Source organism: Streptomyces sp. NPDC101151 (assembly GCF_044768335.1).
Lineage (GTDB): Bacteria > Actinomycetota > Actinomycetes > Streptomycetales > Streptomycetaceae > Streptomyces.
On the sequence record NZ_JBIWPP010000011.1, the window covers coordinates 175461 to 190994 of the forward strand.

Annotated in this window: 10 protein-coding genes and 1 pseudogene; 9 read left to right on the plus strand and 2 right to left on the minus strand. The window is 71.0% G+C overall.

Annotation, left to right across the window (positions count from 1 at the left end; genetic code table 11):
- The 5 genes from ACIRU3_RS22395 to ACIRU3_RS22415 all read left to right on the plus strand — a co-directional run bounded on the left by ACIRU3_RS22395 (position 1) and on the right by ACIRU3_RS22415 (position 5712).
- Positions 1 to 930, plus strand: coding sequence for an ABC transporter permease (locus ACIRU3_RS22395; protein ID WP_404058781.1), 930 nt, complete (start codon positions 1 to 3; stop codon positions 928 to 930).
- Positions 931 to 1731, plus strand: a complete 801-nt coding sequence (locus ACIRU3_RS22400; protein ID WP_404058783.1) for an ABC transporter permease — start codon at positions 931 to 933, stop codon at positions 1729 to 1731. It begins immediately after the preceding gene.
- A 22-nt stretch (positions 1732 to 1753) separates the two neighbouring features.
- Positions 1754 to 3184 carry an NAD(P)/FAD-dependent oxidoreductase gene (locus ACIRU3_RS22405; protein WP_404058786.1) on the plus strand — a complete coding sequence of 477 codons (1431 nt, stop codon included), beginning with the start codon at positions 1754 to 1756 and terminating at the stop codon, positions 3182 to 3184.
- A 172-nt stretch (positions 3185 to 3356) separates the two neighbouring features.
- The gene (locus ACIRU3_RS22410) at positions 3357 to 3809 is read left to right on the plus strand and encodes a hypothetical protein (RefSeq protein WP_404058789.1); all 453 of its coding nucleotides are present in this window, start codon (positions 3357 to 3359) and stop codon (positions 3807 to 3809) included.
- A gap of 85 nt (positions 3810 to 3894) precedes the next feature.
- Positions 3895 to 5712, plus strand: a complete 1818-nt coding sequence (locus tag ACIRU3_RS22415) for a chitinase (protein WP_404058792.1) — start codon at positions 3895 to 3897, stop codon at positions 5710 to 5712.
- 55 nt (positions 5713 to 5767) lie between these two features.
- Here the strand turns inward: ACIRU3_RS22415 and ACIRU3_RS22420 are convergent.
- Both ACIRU3_RS22420 and gabT read right to left on the minus strand, forming a co-directional pair.
- Positions 5768 to 6028: pseudogene (locus ACIRU3_RS22420) on the minus strand (phosphatase PAP2 family protein); the annotation flags it as partial.
- 677 nt (positions 6029 to 6705) lie between these two features.
- The gene (gene gabT / locus ACIRU3_RS22425; RefSeq protein ID WP_404058794.1) at positions 6706 to 8040 is read right to left on the minus strand and encodes a 4-aminobutyrate--2-oxoglutarate transaminase; all 1335 of its coding nucleotides are present in this window, start codon (positions 8038 to 8040) and stop codon (positions 6706 to 6708) included.
- A gap of 288 nt (positions 8041 to 8328) precedes the next feature.
- Between gabT and ACIRU3_RS22430 the strand changes: the two genes are divergently transcribed.
- The 4 genes from ACIRU3_RS22430 to ACIRU3_RS22445 all read left to right on the plus strand — a co-directional run bounded on the left by ACIRU3_RS22430 (position 8329) and on the right by ACIRU3_RS22445 (position 15496).
- On the plus strand, positions 8329 to 10467 hold the full coding sequence (locus tag ACIRU3_RS22430) for an ATP-binding protein (RefSeq protein ID WP_404058796.1): 2139 nt from the start codon (positions 8329 to 8331) through the stop codon (positions 10465 to 10467).
- A gap of 163 nt (positions 10468 to 10630) precedes the next feature.
- Positions 10631 to 12232 (plus strand): PucR family transcriptional regulator, encoded by a 1602-nt coding sequence (locus ACIRU3_RS22435; RefSeq protein WP_404058798.1) that lies wholly within the window; start codon positions 10631 to 10633, stop codon positions 12230 to 12232.
- A gap of 241 nt (positions 12233 to 12473) precedes the next feature.
- Positions 12474 to 13919 (plus strand): aldehyde dehydrogenase family protein, encoded by a 1446-nt coding sequence (locus ACIRU3_RS22440; protein WP_404058801.1) that lies wholly within the window; start codon positions 12474 to 12476, stop codon positions 13917 to 13919.
- A 203-nt stretch (positions 13920 to 14122) separates the two neighbouring features.
- The gene (locus ACIRU3_RS22445) at positions 14123 to 15496 is read left to right on the plus strand and encodes a S8 family serine peptidase (protein ID WP_404058804.1); all 1374 of its coding nucleotides are present in this window, start codon (positions 14123 to 14125) and stop codon (positions 15494 to 15496) included.
- Positions 15497 to 15534 lie beyond the last annotated feature (38 nt).

Consider the following 15534-nt stretch of genomic DNA (forward strand, 5'->3'; position numbering starts at 1 on the left):
ATGTCGACGCTCACCGAGGCGCCCCCGCCTCTCGCTCCCGCCGAGCCGGCGCAGAAGCCCCGGCGCAGGCGCGGCCGGTTCACGCCGTACTGGCTGCTGCTGCCCGGCATCCTCTGGCTGATCATCTTCTTCGCGCTGCCGATGATCTACCAGGCCTCCACGTCCGTGCAGACGGGCTCCCTGGAGGAGGGCTACAAGGTCACCTGGCACATCGCGACCTACTGGGACGCGCTGAGCGAGTACTGGCCGCAGTTCCTGCGCTCGGTCTTCTACGCGGCCGCCGCGACCGTGCTGTGCCTGGTGCTGGGTTACCCGCTGGCCTATCTGATCGCCTTCCGCGCGGGCCGCTGGCGCAACCTGATCATGATCCTGGTGATCGCGCCGTTCTTCACCAGCTTCCTGATCCGGACCCTGGCCTGGAAGACGATCCTCGCCGACAACGGTCCGGTCGTGCACACCCTGAACTCGCTGCACATCCTGGACCTCACCGACGTCCTCGGCTGGACGGCCGGCGACCGCGTCCTCGCCACCCCGCTCGCCGTGGTGTGCGGTCTGACGTACAACTTCCTGCCGTTCATGATCCTGCCGCTGTACACCTCGCTGGAGCGGATCGACGGACGGCTGCACGAGGCGGCCGGCGATCTGTACGCCAAGCCGTGGACCACCTTCCGCAAGGTGACCTTCCCGCTGTCGATGCCGGGCGTGGTCTCCGGCACGCTGCTGACCTTCATCCCCGCGGCCGGTGACTACGTCAACGCCGAACTCCTCGGCTCGACCGACACCCGCATGATCGGAAACGTCATCCAGACGCAGTTCCTGCGCATTCTGGACTATCCGACGGCGGCCGCCCTTTCCTTCATCCTCATGGCCGCGATCCTGTTCATGGTCACGGTCTACATCCGCCGCTCCGGGACGGAGGATCTGGTCTAAATGCCCTTCGTCACCTGGCTCAAGCGCCATCTCGTCGTCATCGCGGGACTGCTGACGCTGTCCTATCTGCTGCTGCCGAACATCATCGTGACGGTGTTCTCCTTCAACAAGCCGAAAGGGCGCTTCAACTACGAGTGGCAGCAGTTCTCCACGGACGCCTGGAAGGATCCGTGCGGCGTCGCCGACATGTGCGGCTCGCTGTCCATCAGCCTCCAGATCGCCGTCTGGGCGACGATCGGTGCCTCGATCCTCGGCACGATGATCGCCTTCGCGCTGGTCCGCTACCGCTTCCGGGCCCGCGGGGCCGTCAGCTCGCTGATCTTCCTGCCGATGGCGATGCCCGAGGTCGTCATGGCGGCCTCGCTGCTCACGCTGTTCCTCAACATGGGCGCTCAGCTGGGCTTCTACACGATCCTGATCGCGCACATCATGTTCTGCCTGAGCTTCGTCGTCACCGCGGTCAAGGCGCGCGTGATGTCGATGGACCCGCGTCTTGAGGAGGCCGCACGGGACCTGTACGCCGGCCCGGCGCAGACCTTCCTGCGGGTCACCCTGCCGATCGCGGCACCCGGAATCGCCGCGGGCGCGCTGTTGTCCTTCGCGCTCTCCTTCGACGATTTCATCATCACCAATTTCAACGCGGGCTCGACCGTCACCTTCCCCATGTTCGTGTGGGGTTCGGCGCAGCGCGGAACGCCCGTTCAGATCAATGTCATCGGTACGGCCATGTTCCTGGTCGCCGTACTGTTCGTCCTGGTCTCGATGCTCGTCACCAACCGCCGCAACAGTCAAAAGGCATAAAGCTCTGTAGGGAGTTGAAATCATGGCCCCAAGCGCCATGAGTCGTGGTAAAGACAACTGGATCGCCTCTCTTTCCGAAGCCCAGCCGGTCCCGTACTGGCTGGAAGACCCCGGCAAGCCCCACCCCGAGCCCGCCCTCACCGGCACCGAGACCTGCGACCTGCTGGTCGTCGGCGGCGGCTACAGCGGACTGTGGACCGCGCTCAACGCGAAGGAGCGCGACCCGCAGCGCGATGTGGTGCTGCTGGAAGGCCGCGAGGTGGGCTGGGCCGCCTCGGGCCGCAACGGCGGCTTCTGTGCCGCCTCCCTCACGCACGGCCTGCCCAACGGCCTCGCCCGCTGGCCGGACGAGATCCACCGGCTCCAGGAGATGGGGATGCGCAACCTCGACGAGATCGAGGCGGCGATCGCCCGTCACGGCATCGACTGCGACTTCGAGCGCACCGGCGAGATCGACGTGGCCACCGAGACCTACCAGGCCCGGGAGCTGCGTGACTGGCACCGGGAGCTGGAGGAGAAGGGCCTCGCGGACGGCATCGAGTTCCTCGACGCCGACGCCGTGCGCGAGCAGGTCGCCTCGCCCACCTTCGAGGCGGGGCTGTGGGACCGCCGGGGTGTGGCCATGCTGCACCCGGCCAAGCTGGCCTGGGGCCTGAAGCAGGCATGCGTCAGGCTCGGCGTGCGCGTGTACGAGCACACGCCAGCCCTCACCCTGAGGCCGTACGGCGCCGGCATGGGCGTCCGCACCCCGTACGGCTCCGTCCGGGCCCGCAGGGTCGCGCTCGGCACGAACATCTTCCCGAGCCTGCTTCGGCGGGTGCGCTCGTACATCGTCCCGGTCTACGACTACGCGCTGATGACCGAGCCGCTGAGCACCGACCAGCTGGCGTCGATCGGCTGGAAGAGCCGCCAGGGCCTCGGGGACTCGGCGAACCAGTTCCACTACTTCCGGCTGTCCGCCGACAACCGGATCCTGTGGGGCGGCTACGACGCGATCTATCCCTACGGCGGCCGGGTACGCGCGGAGTACGACGACCGCCCGGAGACGTACGCCAAGCTCGCGGGGCACTTCTTCACCTGCTTCCCGCAGCTGGAGGGCGTCCGCTTCAGCCACGCCTGGGGCGGCGCGATCGACACCTGCTCCCGCTTCTCGGCGTTCTTCGGCACGGCCCACCAGGGGAAGGTGGCGTACGCGGCGGGCTACACCGGCCTGGGCGTGGGCGCCACGCGCTTCGGCGCGGACGTGATGCTGGACCTGCTGGACGGGGAGCGCACGGAGCGGACCGAGCTGGAGATGGTGCGCAAGAAGCCGTTGCCGTTCCCGCCGGAGCCCTTCGCCTGGACCGGTATCGCCCTGACCAAGTGGTCCCTGGCCCGCGCGGACGCGCACGGCGGCCGGCGCAATCTGTGGCTGCGGACGATGGACCGGCTGGGCCTCGGCTTCGACAGCTGAGCCGGCTGAGCCCGCTTCCCGCGCCGCTGCCCCGCCCGAGGGGTGACTCCCCACCGGGGGGGTGTGATCCAGGTCACTTGATAGGGCGGCCGGAACTCGCGTAATGCCCACGCAAGGCCTCCCTCTCCCTCGTGGACGCGATCGCGTCCACGAGAGGAAGGGAGGCCTTCTCATGGCTGGGGCGAAGACGGCCGTCGAATGGCTGGCGTCCGTGGCACCGGACCCCGAGGCCTGCCGCTGGGCATGGGAGCGCAACCCCCTCGGGGTCGCGCTGCTCCCCGCCGGCAGGGCCTGGGACGTGTTGATCCTGCCGGGCGACCTCGGCTATCCCACGCTCGACGTCCTCACCCGGGTGCTCGACCAACCGGGCCCGGTACTGGCCGACTTCGGTGACAGCCGGGTCGGCTTCTTCGTGCCGCCGGGCACCGCGGCCCGTTGGCTCGGCACCGGTATCCGTACCGCCGGACCCGGCACCTGGATCGTCGTGCCGCACCCCGGGCGGGCGACGCGGGGCGTGCGCTGGCTGGTACCGCCGGACGGCTCCGGCACGCTGACCGACGCGGCGCTGCTGGAACTGGCGATGCACGAGGCGGTGGCGGGGCCGGCCGGGGAGGAGGGCGGGTAGCGCCCGCACACCTTGACAACAGGATTGGTCTGGACCAAGTTGAGTGCGCTCCGCCCCTCCAACTCCCCCGTCGCCGGAGGCCCTTGTGGACCGCACTCGACGCGCCAGACGCCCCAGATCAGTCCTTGCCCTCCTCACGGCCGCACTGCTGGCCCTGCCCGGCATCACCGCGCTCTCGTCGACCGCCCGTGCGGCCGACGCGGACCTTGCCCGCAACGGCGGCTTCGAGTCCGGGCTGGACGGCTGGACGTGCACGGCCGGAACGACAGTCAACTCGCCTGTGCACAGCGGAAGTTCCGCGCTGCAGGCCACCCCGGCCGGCAGCGACAACGCCCAGTGCGCGCAGACGGTGACCGTGCAGCCGAACGCGCAGTACACGCTGTCCGGTTACGTCCGCGGCTCCTACGTCTACCTCGGCGCGAACGGCACCGGCACCACCGACGTCTCCACCTGGACCCAGTCCGCCCCGGACTGGCAGAAGCTGACCACCACCTTCACCACCGGCGCCGCCACGACGAAGGTGACCCTCTACACGCACGGCTGGTACGGCACGGGCGCCTACCACGCCGACGACATCTCCCTGATCGGCCCGGGCACCGGCACCGGACAGCCACCCGCCGCACCCACCGGCCTCAGGACCGGCACGGTCACGTCCTCCTCCGTCGCCCTGTCCTGGTCGGCGGTGACCGGTGCCACGGGCTACGCGCTCTACCGCGACGGGGCCAAGGTCCAGACGGCGAGCGGCACCTCGGCCACCGTCACCGGTCTGAACCCCTCGACGGCGTACGGCTTCCAGGTCACCGCGAGCAACGACGCCGGCGAGTCCGCCCGGTCGGCCGCGGTGACCGCGACGACCACGGCCGGCACCGGCGGAGGCGGCTCCACCGACCTGCCCGCCCACGCCCTGGTCGGCTACCTCCACGCCACCTTCGCCAACGGCTCCGGCTACACCCGCCTGGCCGACGTACCCGACAGCTGGGACGTCATCGACCTCGCCTTCGGCGAGCCCACCTCGGCCACCTCCGGCGACATCCGCTTCGGTCGCTGCCCCGTGACCGAGTGCCCGAACGTCGAGACCGACGCCGACTTCAAGGCGGCGATCAAGGCCAAGCAGGCGGCCGGGAAGAAGGTCCTGATCTCGATCGGCGGCCAGAACGGCCAGGTCCAGCTGACGACCACCGCGGCCCGCGACACCTTCGTCGCCTCCGTCTCGAAGATCATCGACGACTACGGTCTGGACGGCCTGGACATCGACTTCGAGGGCCACTCGCTGTCCCTGAACGCGAACGACACGGACTTCAAGAACCCCACCACACCCGTGATCGTGAACCTCATCTCGGCGCTGAAGACCCTCAAGGCCAGGTACGGCGCGAAGTTCGTGCTGACGATGGCCCCGGAGACCTTCTTCGTGCAGAACGGCTACCAGTTCTACGGCACCGGCAAGTGGGGCGGCCAGGACCCGCGCTGCGGCGCCTACCTCCCGGTGATCTACGCCCTGCGCGACGACCTGACGCTCCTGCACGTCCAGGACTACAACTCGGGCCCGATCATGGGCCTCGACAACCAGTACCACTCCATGGGCGGCGCCGACTTCCACATCGCCATGACCGACATGCTGCTCACCGGCTTCCCGGTCGCGGGCGACGCGAACAACGTCTTCCCGCCGCTGCGTCCGGACCAGGTGGCGATCGGCATGCCGGCATCCACGAACGCGGGCAACGGGTACGTCTCCCCGTCCGAGGTCACCAAGACCCTGGACTGCCTGACGAAGAAGACGAACTGCGGCTCGTATCCGACCCATGGGACCTGGCCCGCTCTGCGCGGTCTGATGACGTGGTCGGTGAACTGGGACCGCTACTCGAACTGGGAGTTCCAGAAGAACTTCGACGCCTACTTCGGCTGAGCACGAGGGACAGGGTGGTCAGCAGCACCGTGCAAAGGCACCAGCTGGCCACCACGTCCAGCGGCCAGTGCCAGCCCCGGCGGACCAGGCCGTAGGACACCCCGAGCACCAGGGCCGCGCAGCAGCCGACCAGGATGCGGCGGGCGGCGGGCGAGCGCAACCAGGGGAGCAGGAGCAGGGTCGCGGAACCGTACGCGATCGCCGCCGTCGCCGTATGGCCGGAAGGGAAGTAGCCGACGGCCGGGGGCACCACGGGGGTTCCCGGCCGGGCGGTCCAGTCCTTCAGCGGTACGACGATCGCCGGGACCAGTGCCATCAGCACGGCCGCCGTGGCGGGCGGCAGCCACCACCGGTCCGTACGGATGGCACGGCCGCGCCGGGCGGCATCGGCCAGGGCGAGGACGAGCACCGGCACGGCGACCTGGATGTCGCCGAGATCGGCGAGGAGTTCGGAGAACCGGTCCGGATGGACGAGTGCCCGGCTCACCCGCGCGTCCAGGCCCAGGAGGGGGCCGTCGGTGACGACCTGCCAGGTGATCAGGGCGAGGAGTACGGCCGGGAGAAGGCCCAGCAGCGGGTACCTGAGGCGTGGATCCGGTGAGGTCGACACGGGCCCAGCTTCGCAGGTCCGGACCGGCGCGAGAGGAAGGAGGTCGGCCGCCCCGGAACAGGGGGGGTGGTTCCGAGGCGGCCGTCCGGATCGGGACGTCGCGCGCCCCGGGGGGTTTGGGGCGGCGACCGTCCGATCGGTGAGGAGATCCCGGAGCCGTCAGGCCCCGGTTGTGTGCGCGAGGGCACGACCAGGTCGAAGCTGGGGAGGCCACGGCCTGAGATCGCCCACAGTCCCCTGTGGGCGGGGTGTATCTCTCATCTGAGTAGAACCTACGGCAGCCCGGGGCGCTTGGGCAGACGGAATCGCGTCCCGTCATCCACCCCGCACACCTTCTTCACACCGCCTGCCGCAGGCGCCCGTCAGAGGTACGAACCATTCGCTCAGATGCGCGCGAAGGCCTGCTCGATGATGTCGAGACCCTCGTTCAGCAGGTCCTCGCCGATCACCAGCGGGGGCAGGAAACGCAGCACGTTGCCGTAGGTGCCGCAGGTGAGGACCAGCAGGCCCTCCTGGTGGCAGGCCTTGGCGAGAGCGCCGGTGGCCTCCGGGTTCGGCTCCTTGCTGGCGCGGTCCTTGACCAGCTCGATGGCGATCATGGCGCCACGGCCGCGGACCTCACCGATGATGTCGAACTTCTCGGCCATGGCGGTGAGGCGGGACTTCATGATCGCCTCGATGTTCTTCGCCTTGGCGTTGAGGTCCAGCTCCTTCATGGTCTCGATGGCACCGAGCGCACCGGCGCAGGCGACCGGGTTGCCGCCGTAGGTGCCGCCGAGGCCGCCCGCGTGCGCGGCGTCCATGATCTCGGCGCGACCGGTGACGGCGGCCAGCGGCAGACCGCCCGCGATGCCCTTGGCGGTGGTGATCAGGTCCGGGACGATGCCCTCGTCCTCGCAGGCGAACCACTGGCCGGTGCGGCAGAAGCCGGACTGGATCTCGTCCGCGACGAAGACGATGCCGTTGTCCTTGGCGAACTGGCTGATCGCCGGCAGGAAGCCCTTGGCCGGCTCGATGAAGCCGCCCTCACCGAGCACCGGCTCGATGATGATCGCGGCCACGTTGTCCGGGCCGACCTGCTTGGTGATCTGGTCGATGGCCATCTTGGCGGCCTCGGGGCCGGCGTTCTCCGCACCGGTCGGCCAGCGGTAGCCGTAGGCGACGGGCACCCGGTAGACCTCGGGCGCGAACGGACCGAAGCCGTGCTTGTACGGCATGTTCTTCGCGGTCAGCGCCATGGTCAGGTTGGTACGGCCGTGGTAGCCGTGGTCGAACACCACGACCGCCTGGCGCTTGGTGTACGCACGCGCGATCTTGACGGCGTTCTCGACGGCTTCGGCGCCGGAGTTGAACAGCGCGGACTTCTTCGCGTGGTCACCCGGGGTCAGCTCCGCGAGGGCCTCGGCGACCTCCACGTAGCCCTCGTACGGGGTGACCATGAAACAGGTGTGGGTGAAGTCGGCCAGCTGGGCGCTCGCGCGGCGTACGACGGCCTCGGCGGAGGCGCCGACGGAGGTCACGGCGATGCCGGAACCGAAGTCGATGAGGCGGTTGCCGTCGACGTCCTCGATGATCCCGCCGCCGGCGCGCGCGGTGAAGACGGGCAGCACCGAGCCCACGCCCTGCGCGACCGCGGCCAGGCGGCGGGACTGCAGCTCCTGCGACTTCGGTCCGGGGATGGCGGTGACGACGCGGCGCTCCTGCGGAAGTGCGGTCATGGGGGCTCCCTGAAGATCTTGCGTACCGGGTGTTCCCGGGCGGTTCCGGACGGTGCGTTTTTGGACGCTTGTCTCTTTCTTCGCAGGCTAGGTCCGGAAATGGAAGGTGGGCATGCTCCATGTGGGCGTTGTCGGGAAGATTGGTTGTCCGTGGTGGACATAGCAGTAGGGGAGGAGTGCGCCCGGTCGGGGCGTTCTCACGGCCGCGTAAACGGTGAACTCCCTTTGCCGGGGCGTTAGATTGGCTCGCTGATGGTGGACGGAACGGCTGGTCAGGGGGCAAGGGCGATGGACAGCGACGGGACGCGGGACGCGCGCGGTACGCATGCGAATCCGGTACCGCGCCCGGCGGTGCCACGGGAGGGGGGCGCCGAGGGGTTCGCCGTACCCCCCATGCCCTCGGCGCCACCCGGGGCACCGCCCAGGCCGGACGGCTCGGCCTTCCTGGCCTGGCTGCGGGCGCCCCGGCCGCAGGCGGCTCCCGGCGTGTGGCGGTTCGGGCACCGGCCCCGGCCCGACCAGGAGCCCGAGCGGATCCCGGCCCGGCAACTGCTGAGCGGCGCGCTGATCGCGTTCCTCGTGGGCTGGCTGGTCTGGTCCCTGCTGTGGAACGGCTATCTCGGGGGCTGGTGGGTGCTGCCCCTGGAGCTGTTCACTCCGGACTCCTGGCGCCAGGGCAACGACCGCGTCGGCAATGCCGTCCTCTGGTACTCGTACTACACACTCATCGCCGTCGGCATCATGCTCGTCGTCGGCCGCCTCGGCCGCTGGAGCGAGGTCTGGCGCCGCTACGGTCCGCCCGCCTGGCGGTCCGCCGTGCCCGTCGCCGAGCCGGCGCCCGCACCCGAGCAGGATCCCGCCGAGTGGCCCCAGCTGCGCCGGGCCGGCGCCCATGAGGCCGCCGAGCGGCTGGCCGGCGAGGCGAGGGCCGGGCTCATGCGCGACGTCGATCACGCGCGGATCAGCCGCGCCTGGCAGGGCGTGCGGTCCGGCACGCACACGCTCGGCACCTTCACGGGCGCCGTGCTGAAGGACGGCTCGGCCGCCTGTCCGCACCCCTCGGGCGAGCGCGACCTGCCCGCCCGGCACGCCCGGCACGACCTGTTCACCGGCCAGGTCCGGATCGGCACCACCGCCGACGACCCCCGCAACCCGTACCACTACCGCGGCGCCGGACTGGCTCTCGGCCCCGAGCTGCTCGGCACCTCGCTGCTCGCCGTCGGCCCGGCCGGCTCCGGCAAGACCGGCGCGGTCGTCCGGCCGCTCGCCGAGTCGCTGTGCCTGCACGCGCTCGCCGGACGGGCCGCCGTCGTGGTCGTCGGCGCGGCGGGCGCGGGGCTCGGTCCGGCCGAGTCCTACGACGTCGTCGTACGGATCGGGCACCCCGACTCCGTCTACGACCTCGACCTGTACGGCGGCACCACCGACCCGGACGAGGCCGCCGCCATACTCGCCGAGGCCCTCGTCGGCGACCTCGCCGACCCGCACCCCGGCGGCGACAGCCGCCGTTCCACCACCGTCCTCGCCCAGCTGCTCGGCCCCTTCCGTGCCGTCCACGACCGCTTCCCCTCCGTCCCCGAGCTGCGCCAGCTCCTCGACGGCACCCCCGGACCGCTGGCCGCACTCCGCAAGACGCTGACGGACACGGGGCAGGATTCGCTGCTCAGGGAACTGGACGCGCGGGAGCGGCAGATGGCCCACCCGGGTGATGTCGGTGCGGTCCTCGCCGACCGGATCGCGCTGCTCGACCGGCCCGCCTTCGCGACCTTCTTCGACACCTCGGGGCAGTCCCGGCCGTTCTCGCTCAAGGCCCTCGACCATCCGGTCCGCGTCCGCGTCGACCTGCCCCAGCGCGGGCACGCCGACGCCTCCCGGATCCTCGCGCGGCTGGTGCTCGCTCAGTTCACGGCCAGTGTGACGGTCCGGGAGGACCGGTCGCTGTTCGCCTGTCTGCTGCTGGACGACGCCTCCGGCGTGGTCACCCCGGAGGCCGTGCGCGGCATCCAGCGACTGCGGTCCGCCCACGCCGGTGCCGTGCTGACGCTGCGCACCCTGGACGACGTACCCAGGCCGCTGCGCGGGCCGCTGCTCGGCACCACCGGATGCCGGATGGCGCTGGCCGGGCTCACCCCCTGGGACGGGCAGGACTTCGCCGAGGTGTGGGGCAAGGAGTGGACCGAGACCCGGGACGTCACCGACCGGCAGATCATCGCCGAGACCCCGGCCGGCAAGGCCGTGCACATGCTGCGCCGGGTCATCACCGGCCAGGCGCCCACCGCCCGTGCCGTCACCGTCCGCCAGGTGGAGCGCGAACGCTGGTCCGCCTCCGAACTGGCGCACGGGGTGCCGTCCGGACATGCGGTGCTCTCGCTGACCAGTGTGGAAGGGGAGCACGCGCCGCCGCTGCTGGTGGATCTGCGGGACTGAGGTGCAGATATAGGGGCACCGGGCGACCGTACGGTGAGGCAGAATCGGCATAGGCCGTTCATACGCGGCGGCCAAAAGATCACAACGATCACGGGGATGTCCATGATCATCACGATCGCCGTGTTCGCCGACCCTTCTCGGTTCTCCCAGATCTGAAGGCCCGATGCCCCCGACTCTCGCCTCGCTCGTCCACCATTCCGCACTGAAGCTGACCGTGCGGGCGGGCGAGGACCGTCTCGACGTGCCCGTCCGCTGGGCGCACGTCAGCGAGCTGGCCGACCCCGTGCCCTACATGGAGGGTGGCGAGCTGCTGCTGATCACCGCGCTCAAGCTGGACGCGGAGGATCCGGAGGTCATGCGGCGGTATGTGAAGCGGCTGGTCGGGGCAGGAGTCGTCGGGCTCGGGTTCGCCGTCGGGGTCAACTACGAGGACATCCCCGACGCCCTCGTCGACGCCGCCGAGGCGGAGGGGCTGCCGCTGCTGGAGGTGCCCCGCCGCACCCCCTTCCTCGCCATCAGCAAGGCCGTCTCCGCCGCGATCGCCGCCGACCAGTACCGGGCCGTCACCGCGGGCTTCGCCGCCCAGCGCGAGCTGACCAGACAGGCCCTGAACGCCGGCCCCGAGGGACTGCTCTCCGCGCTCGCCGCGCAGGTCGACGGCTGGGCGGCGCTGTACGACGCCTCGGGCGCCGTCGTCGCCACCGCACCCGAGTGGGCCGGCCGCCGGGCCGCCCGGCTCACCGCCGAGGTCGAACGGCTGCGGGAGCGGCCCGCACCGGCCTCCTCCGTGGTCGGCGGACCGGACAACGAGGACCGGGTGGAACTGCACTCCCTGGGGACCGGCCGGCGCCCGCGCGCCGCACTCGCCGTCGGCACGGCCGCCGCCCTCGGCACCGCCGAGCGGTACGCCGTCCACTCCGCGATCGCCCTGCTCACCCTCACCACCGAACGCTCCCGTTCCCTGCAGGCGGCCGAGCAGCGGGTCGGCGCGGCCGTGCTGCGCATGCTGCTCGCCGGGGAGCCGGACCACGCCCGGGCCGTGGCCGGTGACCTGTACGGCGGGTTGCTGGACGCACCCTTCCGGGTGATCGTCGCCGAGTCGGTGTCCGGCCCGGCCGCGCGGGCGCACACCGAGGCGGACGCCGACGCGCTGAGCGGGATCGCGGAGGCCGTGGAGTCGGCGGCGGCCCGTTCCGGGGAGGCCGTGCTGGTCGTACCCGAGGGGGAGCGGCTGGTGGTGCTGGCCGGCGACGGGGGCGCGGCGGTGGCCGCGGCCACCGCGTACGCGGCGGCGCTGGAGGCCGGCCGGGCCCTGCCCGAGCAGGCGGCCGGGGACGAGGAGGAGCTGGTCGTCGGCCTGTCGGCACCGGCCGGGCCGATCGCCGCCGCGACGGCCTACAAACAGGCCGAGCAGGCGCTGTCCGTTGCCCGGCGGCGCGGGCGGGTGCTGGTGGAGCACGAGCAGGTGGCGGCGGGGTCGGTGCTGCCGCTGCTGGCCGACGACGCGGTGAAGGCGTTCGCCGACGGTCTGCTGCGGGCGCTGCACGAGCACGATGCGACGGGGCGGGGGGATCTGGTCGCCTCGCTGCGGGCGTGGCTCTCCCGGCACGGGCAGTGGGACGCGGCCGCCGCCGACCTCGGGGTGCATCGGCACACGCTGCGGTACCGGATGCGCAGGGTGGAGGAGATCCTGGGGCGTTCCCTGGACGACCCGGACGTCCGGATGGAGCTGTGGCTCGCTCTGAAGGCGACCTCGCCGGAGTAGCCCGGGGCTCGCCGGAGTGGCCCTGGGGCTCGCCGGAGCGGTCCTGCGGGCTCTCCGGAGCGGTCCGGTGAGCCGGGAGACAGGCCGTCGCCCGGCACCGCTCAGCCCTCACCACGCCAAAGCGGAGCATCGCCCATCGCCATCAGTACGACTCGGACAAGCGACCCCGGTCCGTCCCAGCCCTACCGTGGGAAACGAAAGAGCACGTACACCCCCAACGCGGAAGGGCCGGGACTCGCACATGACTTCCACCCACGCCTTCTGGCTCGCCGGCCGCCAGGTCACCGGCGAGGACACCTTCGACGTCACCTCCCCGTGGGACGGCCGTCTCGTCGGCAAGGTCAGCGTGCCGACCGACGCCCAGGTCGAGGAGGCCGTGGCCGCCGCGTACGCCGTACGGGACGAGTTCGCCGCCACCCCGGCGCACGTGCGCGCCGCCGCCCTCGATCACGTCAGCAAGCGCCTGGTCGAGCGGACCGAGGAGATCGCCCGGCTGATCTCCGCCGAGAACGGCAAGCCGATCAAGTGGGCACGCGGCGAGGTCGGCCGTGCCGTCTCCGTCTTCCGCTTCGCGGCCGAGGAGGCCCGCCGCTTCAACGGCGGCGAGGCCCAGCGCCTCGACACCGACCTCGGCGGCCAGGGCCGCCTGGCGCTGACCCGCCGCTTCCCGAAGGGCGTCGTCCTCGGTATCGCGCCGTTCAACTTCCCGCTGAACCTGTGCGCCCACAAGATCGCCCCGGCGATCGCGGCCGGTGCGCCGATCATCCTGAAGCCGGCCCCGGCCACCCCCCTCTCCGGCCTGATCATCGGTGACCTGCTGGCCGAGACCGAGCTGCCCGCCGGCTCCTGGTCGATCCTTCCGGTCTCCAACGACCGCATGCCCGCCCTGGTCCAGGACGAGCGTCTGCCGGTGATCTCCTTCACCGGTTCCGAGAAGGTCGGCTACGCGATCATGGACTCGGTGCCGCGCAAGCACTGCACCCTGGAGCTGGGCGGCAACGGCGCGGCCGTCGTCCTCGGCGACTTCGCGAGCGACGCGGACCTGGACTGGGCCGCGACCCGCATCGCGACCTTCTCCAACTACCAGGGCGGCCAGTCCTGCATCTCCGTGCAGCGCGTGATCGCCGACGCCTCCGTCTACGACCGTCTGCTGCCCCGCATCGTCGCAGCCGTCGAGGCCCAGGCCACCGGTGACCCGGGCGACGACAAGACCGACGTCGGCCCGCTGGTCAGCGAGGACGCCGCCAAGCGCGTCGAGTCGTGGGTGAAGGAGGCCGTCGAGGCCGGCGCCACCCTCCTCACGGGCGGTGACCGCGACGGCGCCTCCTACGCGCCGACCGTCCTCACCGAGGTGCCGGCCGACACGACGATCTCCTGCGAGGAGGTCTTCGGCCCGGTCCTGACCGTGCAGAAGGTCGACGGCGAGGCAGCGGCCTTCGCGGCCGTCAACAGCTCCAAGTACGGCCTCCAGGCGGGCGTGTTCACCCGCGACCTCCAGGTCGCCTTCCGCGCCCACCGCGCCCTTGAGGTCGGCGGTGTCGTCATCGGCGACGTCCCGTCCTACCGCGCCGACCAGATGCCGTACGGCGGCGCCAAGCAGTCCGGTGTGGGCCGCGAGGGCGTGAAGTTCGCGATGGACGACTACACATACGAGCGCGTGCTGGTCCTGACCGGCCTCGCGCTCTGACCTGCCACGGACAGGTCGGCAGAACGGCCGCAGCCCACTGTGCGGGGGCTGCGGCCGTTCGTGTTCCCAGCGGTACTGACCGGGTAAAGGATTCGACATCGGCAGTTCAATTGCCTTGTCCTGTGCATGACTTGCCCGGTGGGATGCGCGTAGACCACGTCGTCCGACTCAGGACGTCGCCTCAGGGCCACTCAGGGGAATTCATGTACATAGCCCGTACCGGGCGCGGCGTCGCGGCATCCGCGGCCGCCACCGCCGCCCTCGTCGCCGCCGCGCTGGCGACCACCTCACAGGCCGGCGTCACCACCGCCGCGCCCGCCGCCGTGCCGCACACCAAGGCGGTGCCGGCCATCTCCGGACACACCCTGGTCCACGGTGTGTCCAGCCCCCTCTCCAGCGAGCAGTGCCAGGCCAAGTGGCACATCGCCTGTTACAACCCGCTCCAGTACCGCACCGCGTACAACCTCGGTCCGCTGTACCGGAAGGGCATCACGGGCAAGGGGCGCACCATCGTCATCGTCGACTCGTTCGGCTCCCCGACCGTCCAGCACGACCTCGACGTCTACAGCAAGCAGTTCGGCCTGCCCAGCACCAAGGTCAAGGTGGTCAAGTGGGGTCACGTCCCCGCCTTCGACCCCAAGAACTCCGACATGACCGGCTGGGCCGGCGAGACCGCCCTGGACGTCGAGATGGCCCACGCCATGGCACCCGACGCAAAGATCGTCCTGGTGGAGACGGCGGTCTCCGAGACCGAGGGCACGACCGGTCTGCCGGAGATGATGTCCGCCGAGAAGTACCTGATCGACCACGGGGTCGGCGACGTCATCACCCAGAGCTTCGGCGCCACCGAGAACACCTTCCCGGGTTTCGGCAGGGGCGACTTCTCCAGCATCAAGAACCTGCGGTACGCCTTCCGGGCCGCGAACCGCAAGCACGTGACCGTCCTCGCCTCCTCCGGCGACGGCGGTGCCACCGACCTGGAGACGGACGGCAAGACCTACTACAAGAAGCGCGTCAACTCCTGGCCCTCCTCGGACCCGCTGGTCACCTCCATCGGCGGCACCCGGCTCCACCTGGACGACAAGGGGCAGCGCGTCGGGCCGGACAGCGTCTACAACGACTACGGCGCGGGCGGCGGCGGCCAGTCCCACGTCTTCTCCCGCCCGGCGTTCCAGAACGGCGTGAAGAACGTCGTCGGTGCCCGCCGCGGCACCCCGGACGTGTCGATGGCCGCCGCGGTCAACGGGGGTGCCTGGGTCTACTCCAGCTTCGACCCGACCGCCATCGGCTGGGACGTCTCCGGCGGCACCAGCGAGGCCAGCCCGCTCTTCTCGGGCATCGTCGCCCTCGCCGACCAGGCGGCCGGCCACCGGCTCGGCAACATCAACGAGGCGCTGTACAGACTGTCCAAGCACAGGAACACCGGCGTCGTCGACGTGAACGACGGCACCGACAACAGCTACGAAGGCGTCAAGGGCTACCAGGCCGTCAACGGTTACGACATGGCCACCGGCGTGGGCACGGTGGACGCTCTGCGCTTCGTACCGGCCCTCGTGAAGGCGAGCAGCCGGGGCTGACGCGGCGCTGCCGCGCCGGGGCTCCGTCCCCGACAGCC

Excerpts from the sequence above, each read along its gene's own strand:
- ACIRU3_RS22445 (WP_404058804.1), top strand. The coding sequence starts at position 14,123 with ATGTACATAGCCCGTACCGGGCGCGGCGTCGCGGCATCCGCGGCCGCC.
- ACIRU3_RS22430 (WP_404058796.1), top strand. The coding sequence starts at position 8,329 with ATGGACAGCGACGGGACGCGGGACGCGCGCGGTACGCATGCGAATCCG.
- ACIRU3_RS22435 (WP_404058798.1), top strand. The coding sequence starts at position 10,631 with ATGCCCCCGACTCTCGCCTCGCTCGTCCACCATTCCGCACTGAAGCTG.
- ACIRU3_RS22395 (WP_404058781.1), top strand. The coding sequence starts at position 1 with ATGTCGACGCTCACCGAGGCGCCCCCGCCTCTCGCTCCCGCCGAGCCG.
- ACIRU3_RS22440 (WP_404058801.1), top strand. The coding sequence starts at position 12,474 with ATGACTTCCACCCACGCCTTCTGGCTCGCCGGCCGCCAGGTCACCGGC.
- ACIRU3_RS22400 (WP_404058783.1), top strand. The coding sequence starts at position 931 with ATGCCCTTCGTCACCTGGCTCAAGCGCCATCTCGTCGTCATCGCGGGA.
- gabT (WP_404058794.1), bottom strand. The coding sequence starts at position 8,040 with ATGACCGCACTTCCGCAGGAGCGCCGCGTCGTCACCGCCATCCCCGGA.
- ACIRU3_RS22410 (WP_404058789.1), top strand. The coding sequence starts at position 3,357 with ATGGCTGGGGCGAAGACGGCCGTCGAATGGCTGGCGTCCGTGGCACCG.
- ACIRU3_RS22405 (WP_404058786.1), top strand. The coding sequence starts at position 1,754 with ATGGCCCCAAGCGCCATGAGTCGTGGTAAAGACAACTGGATCGCCTCT.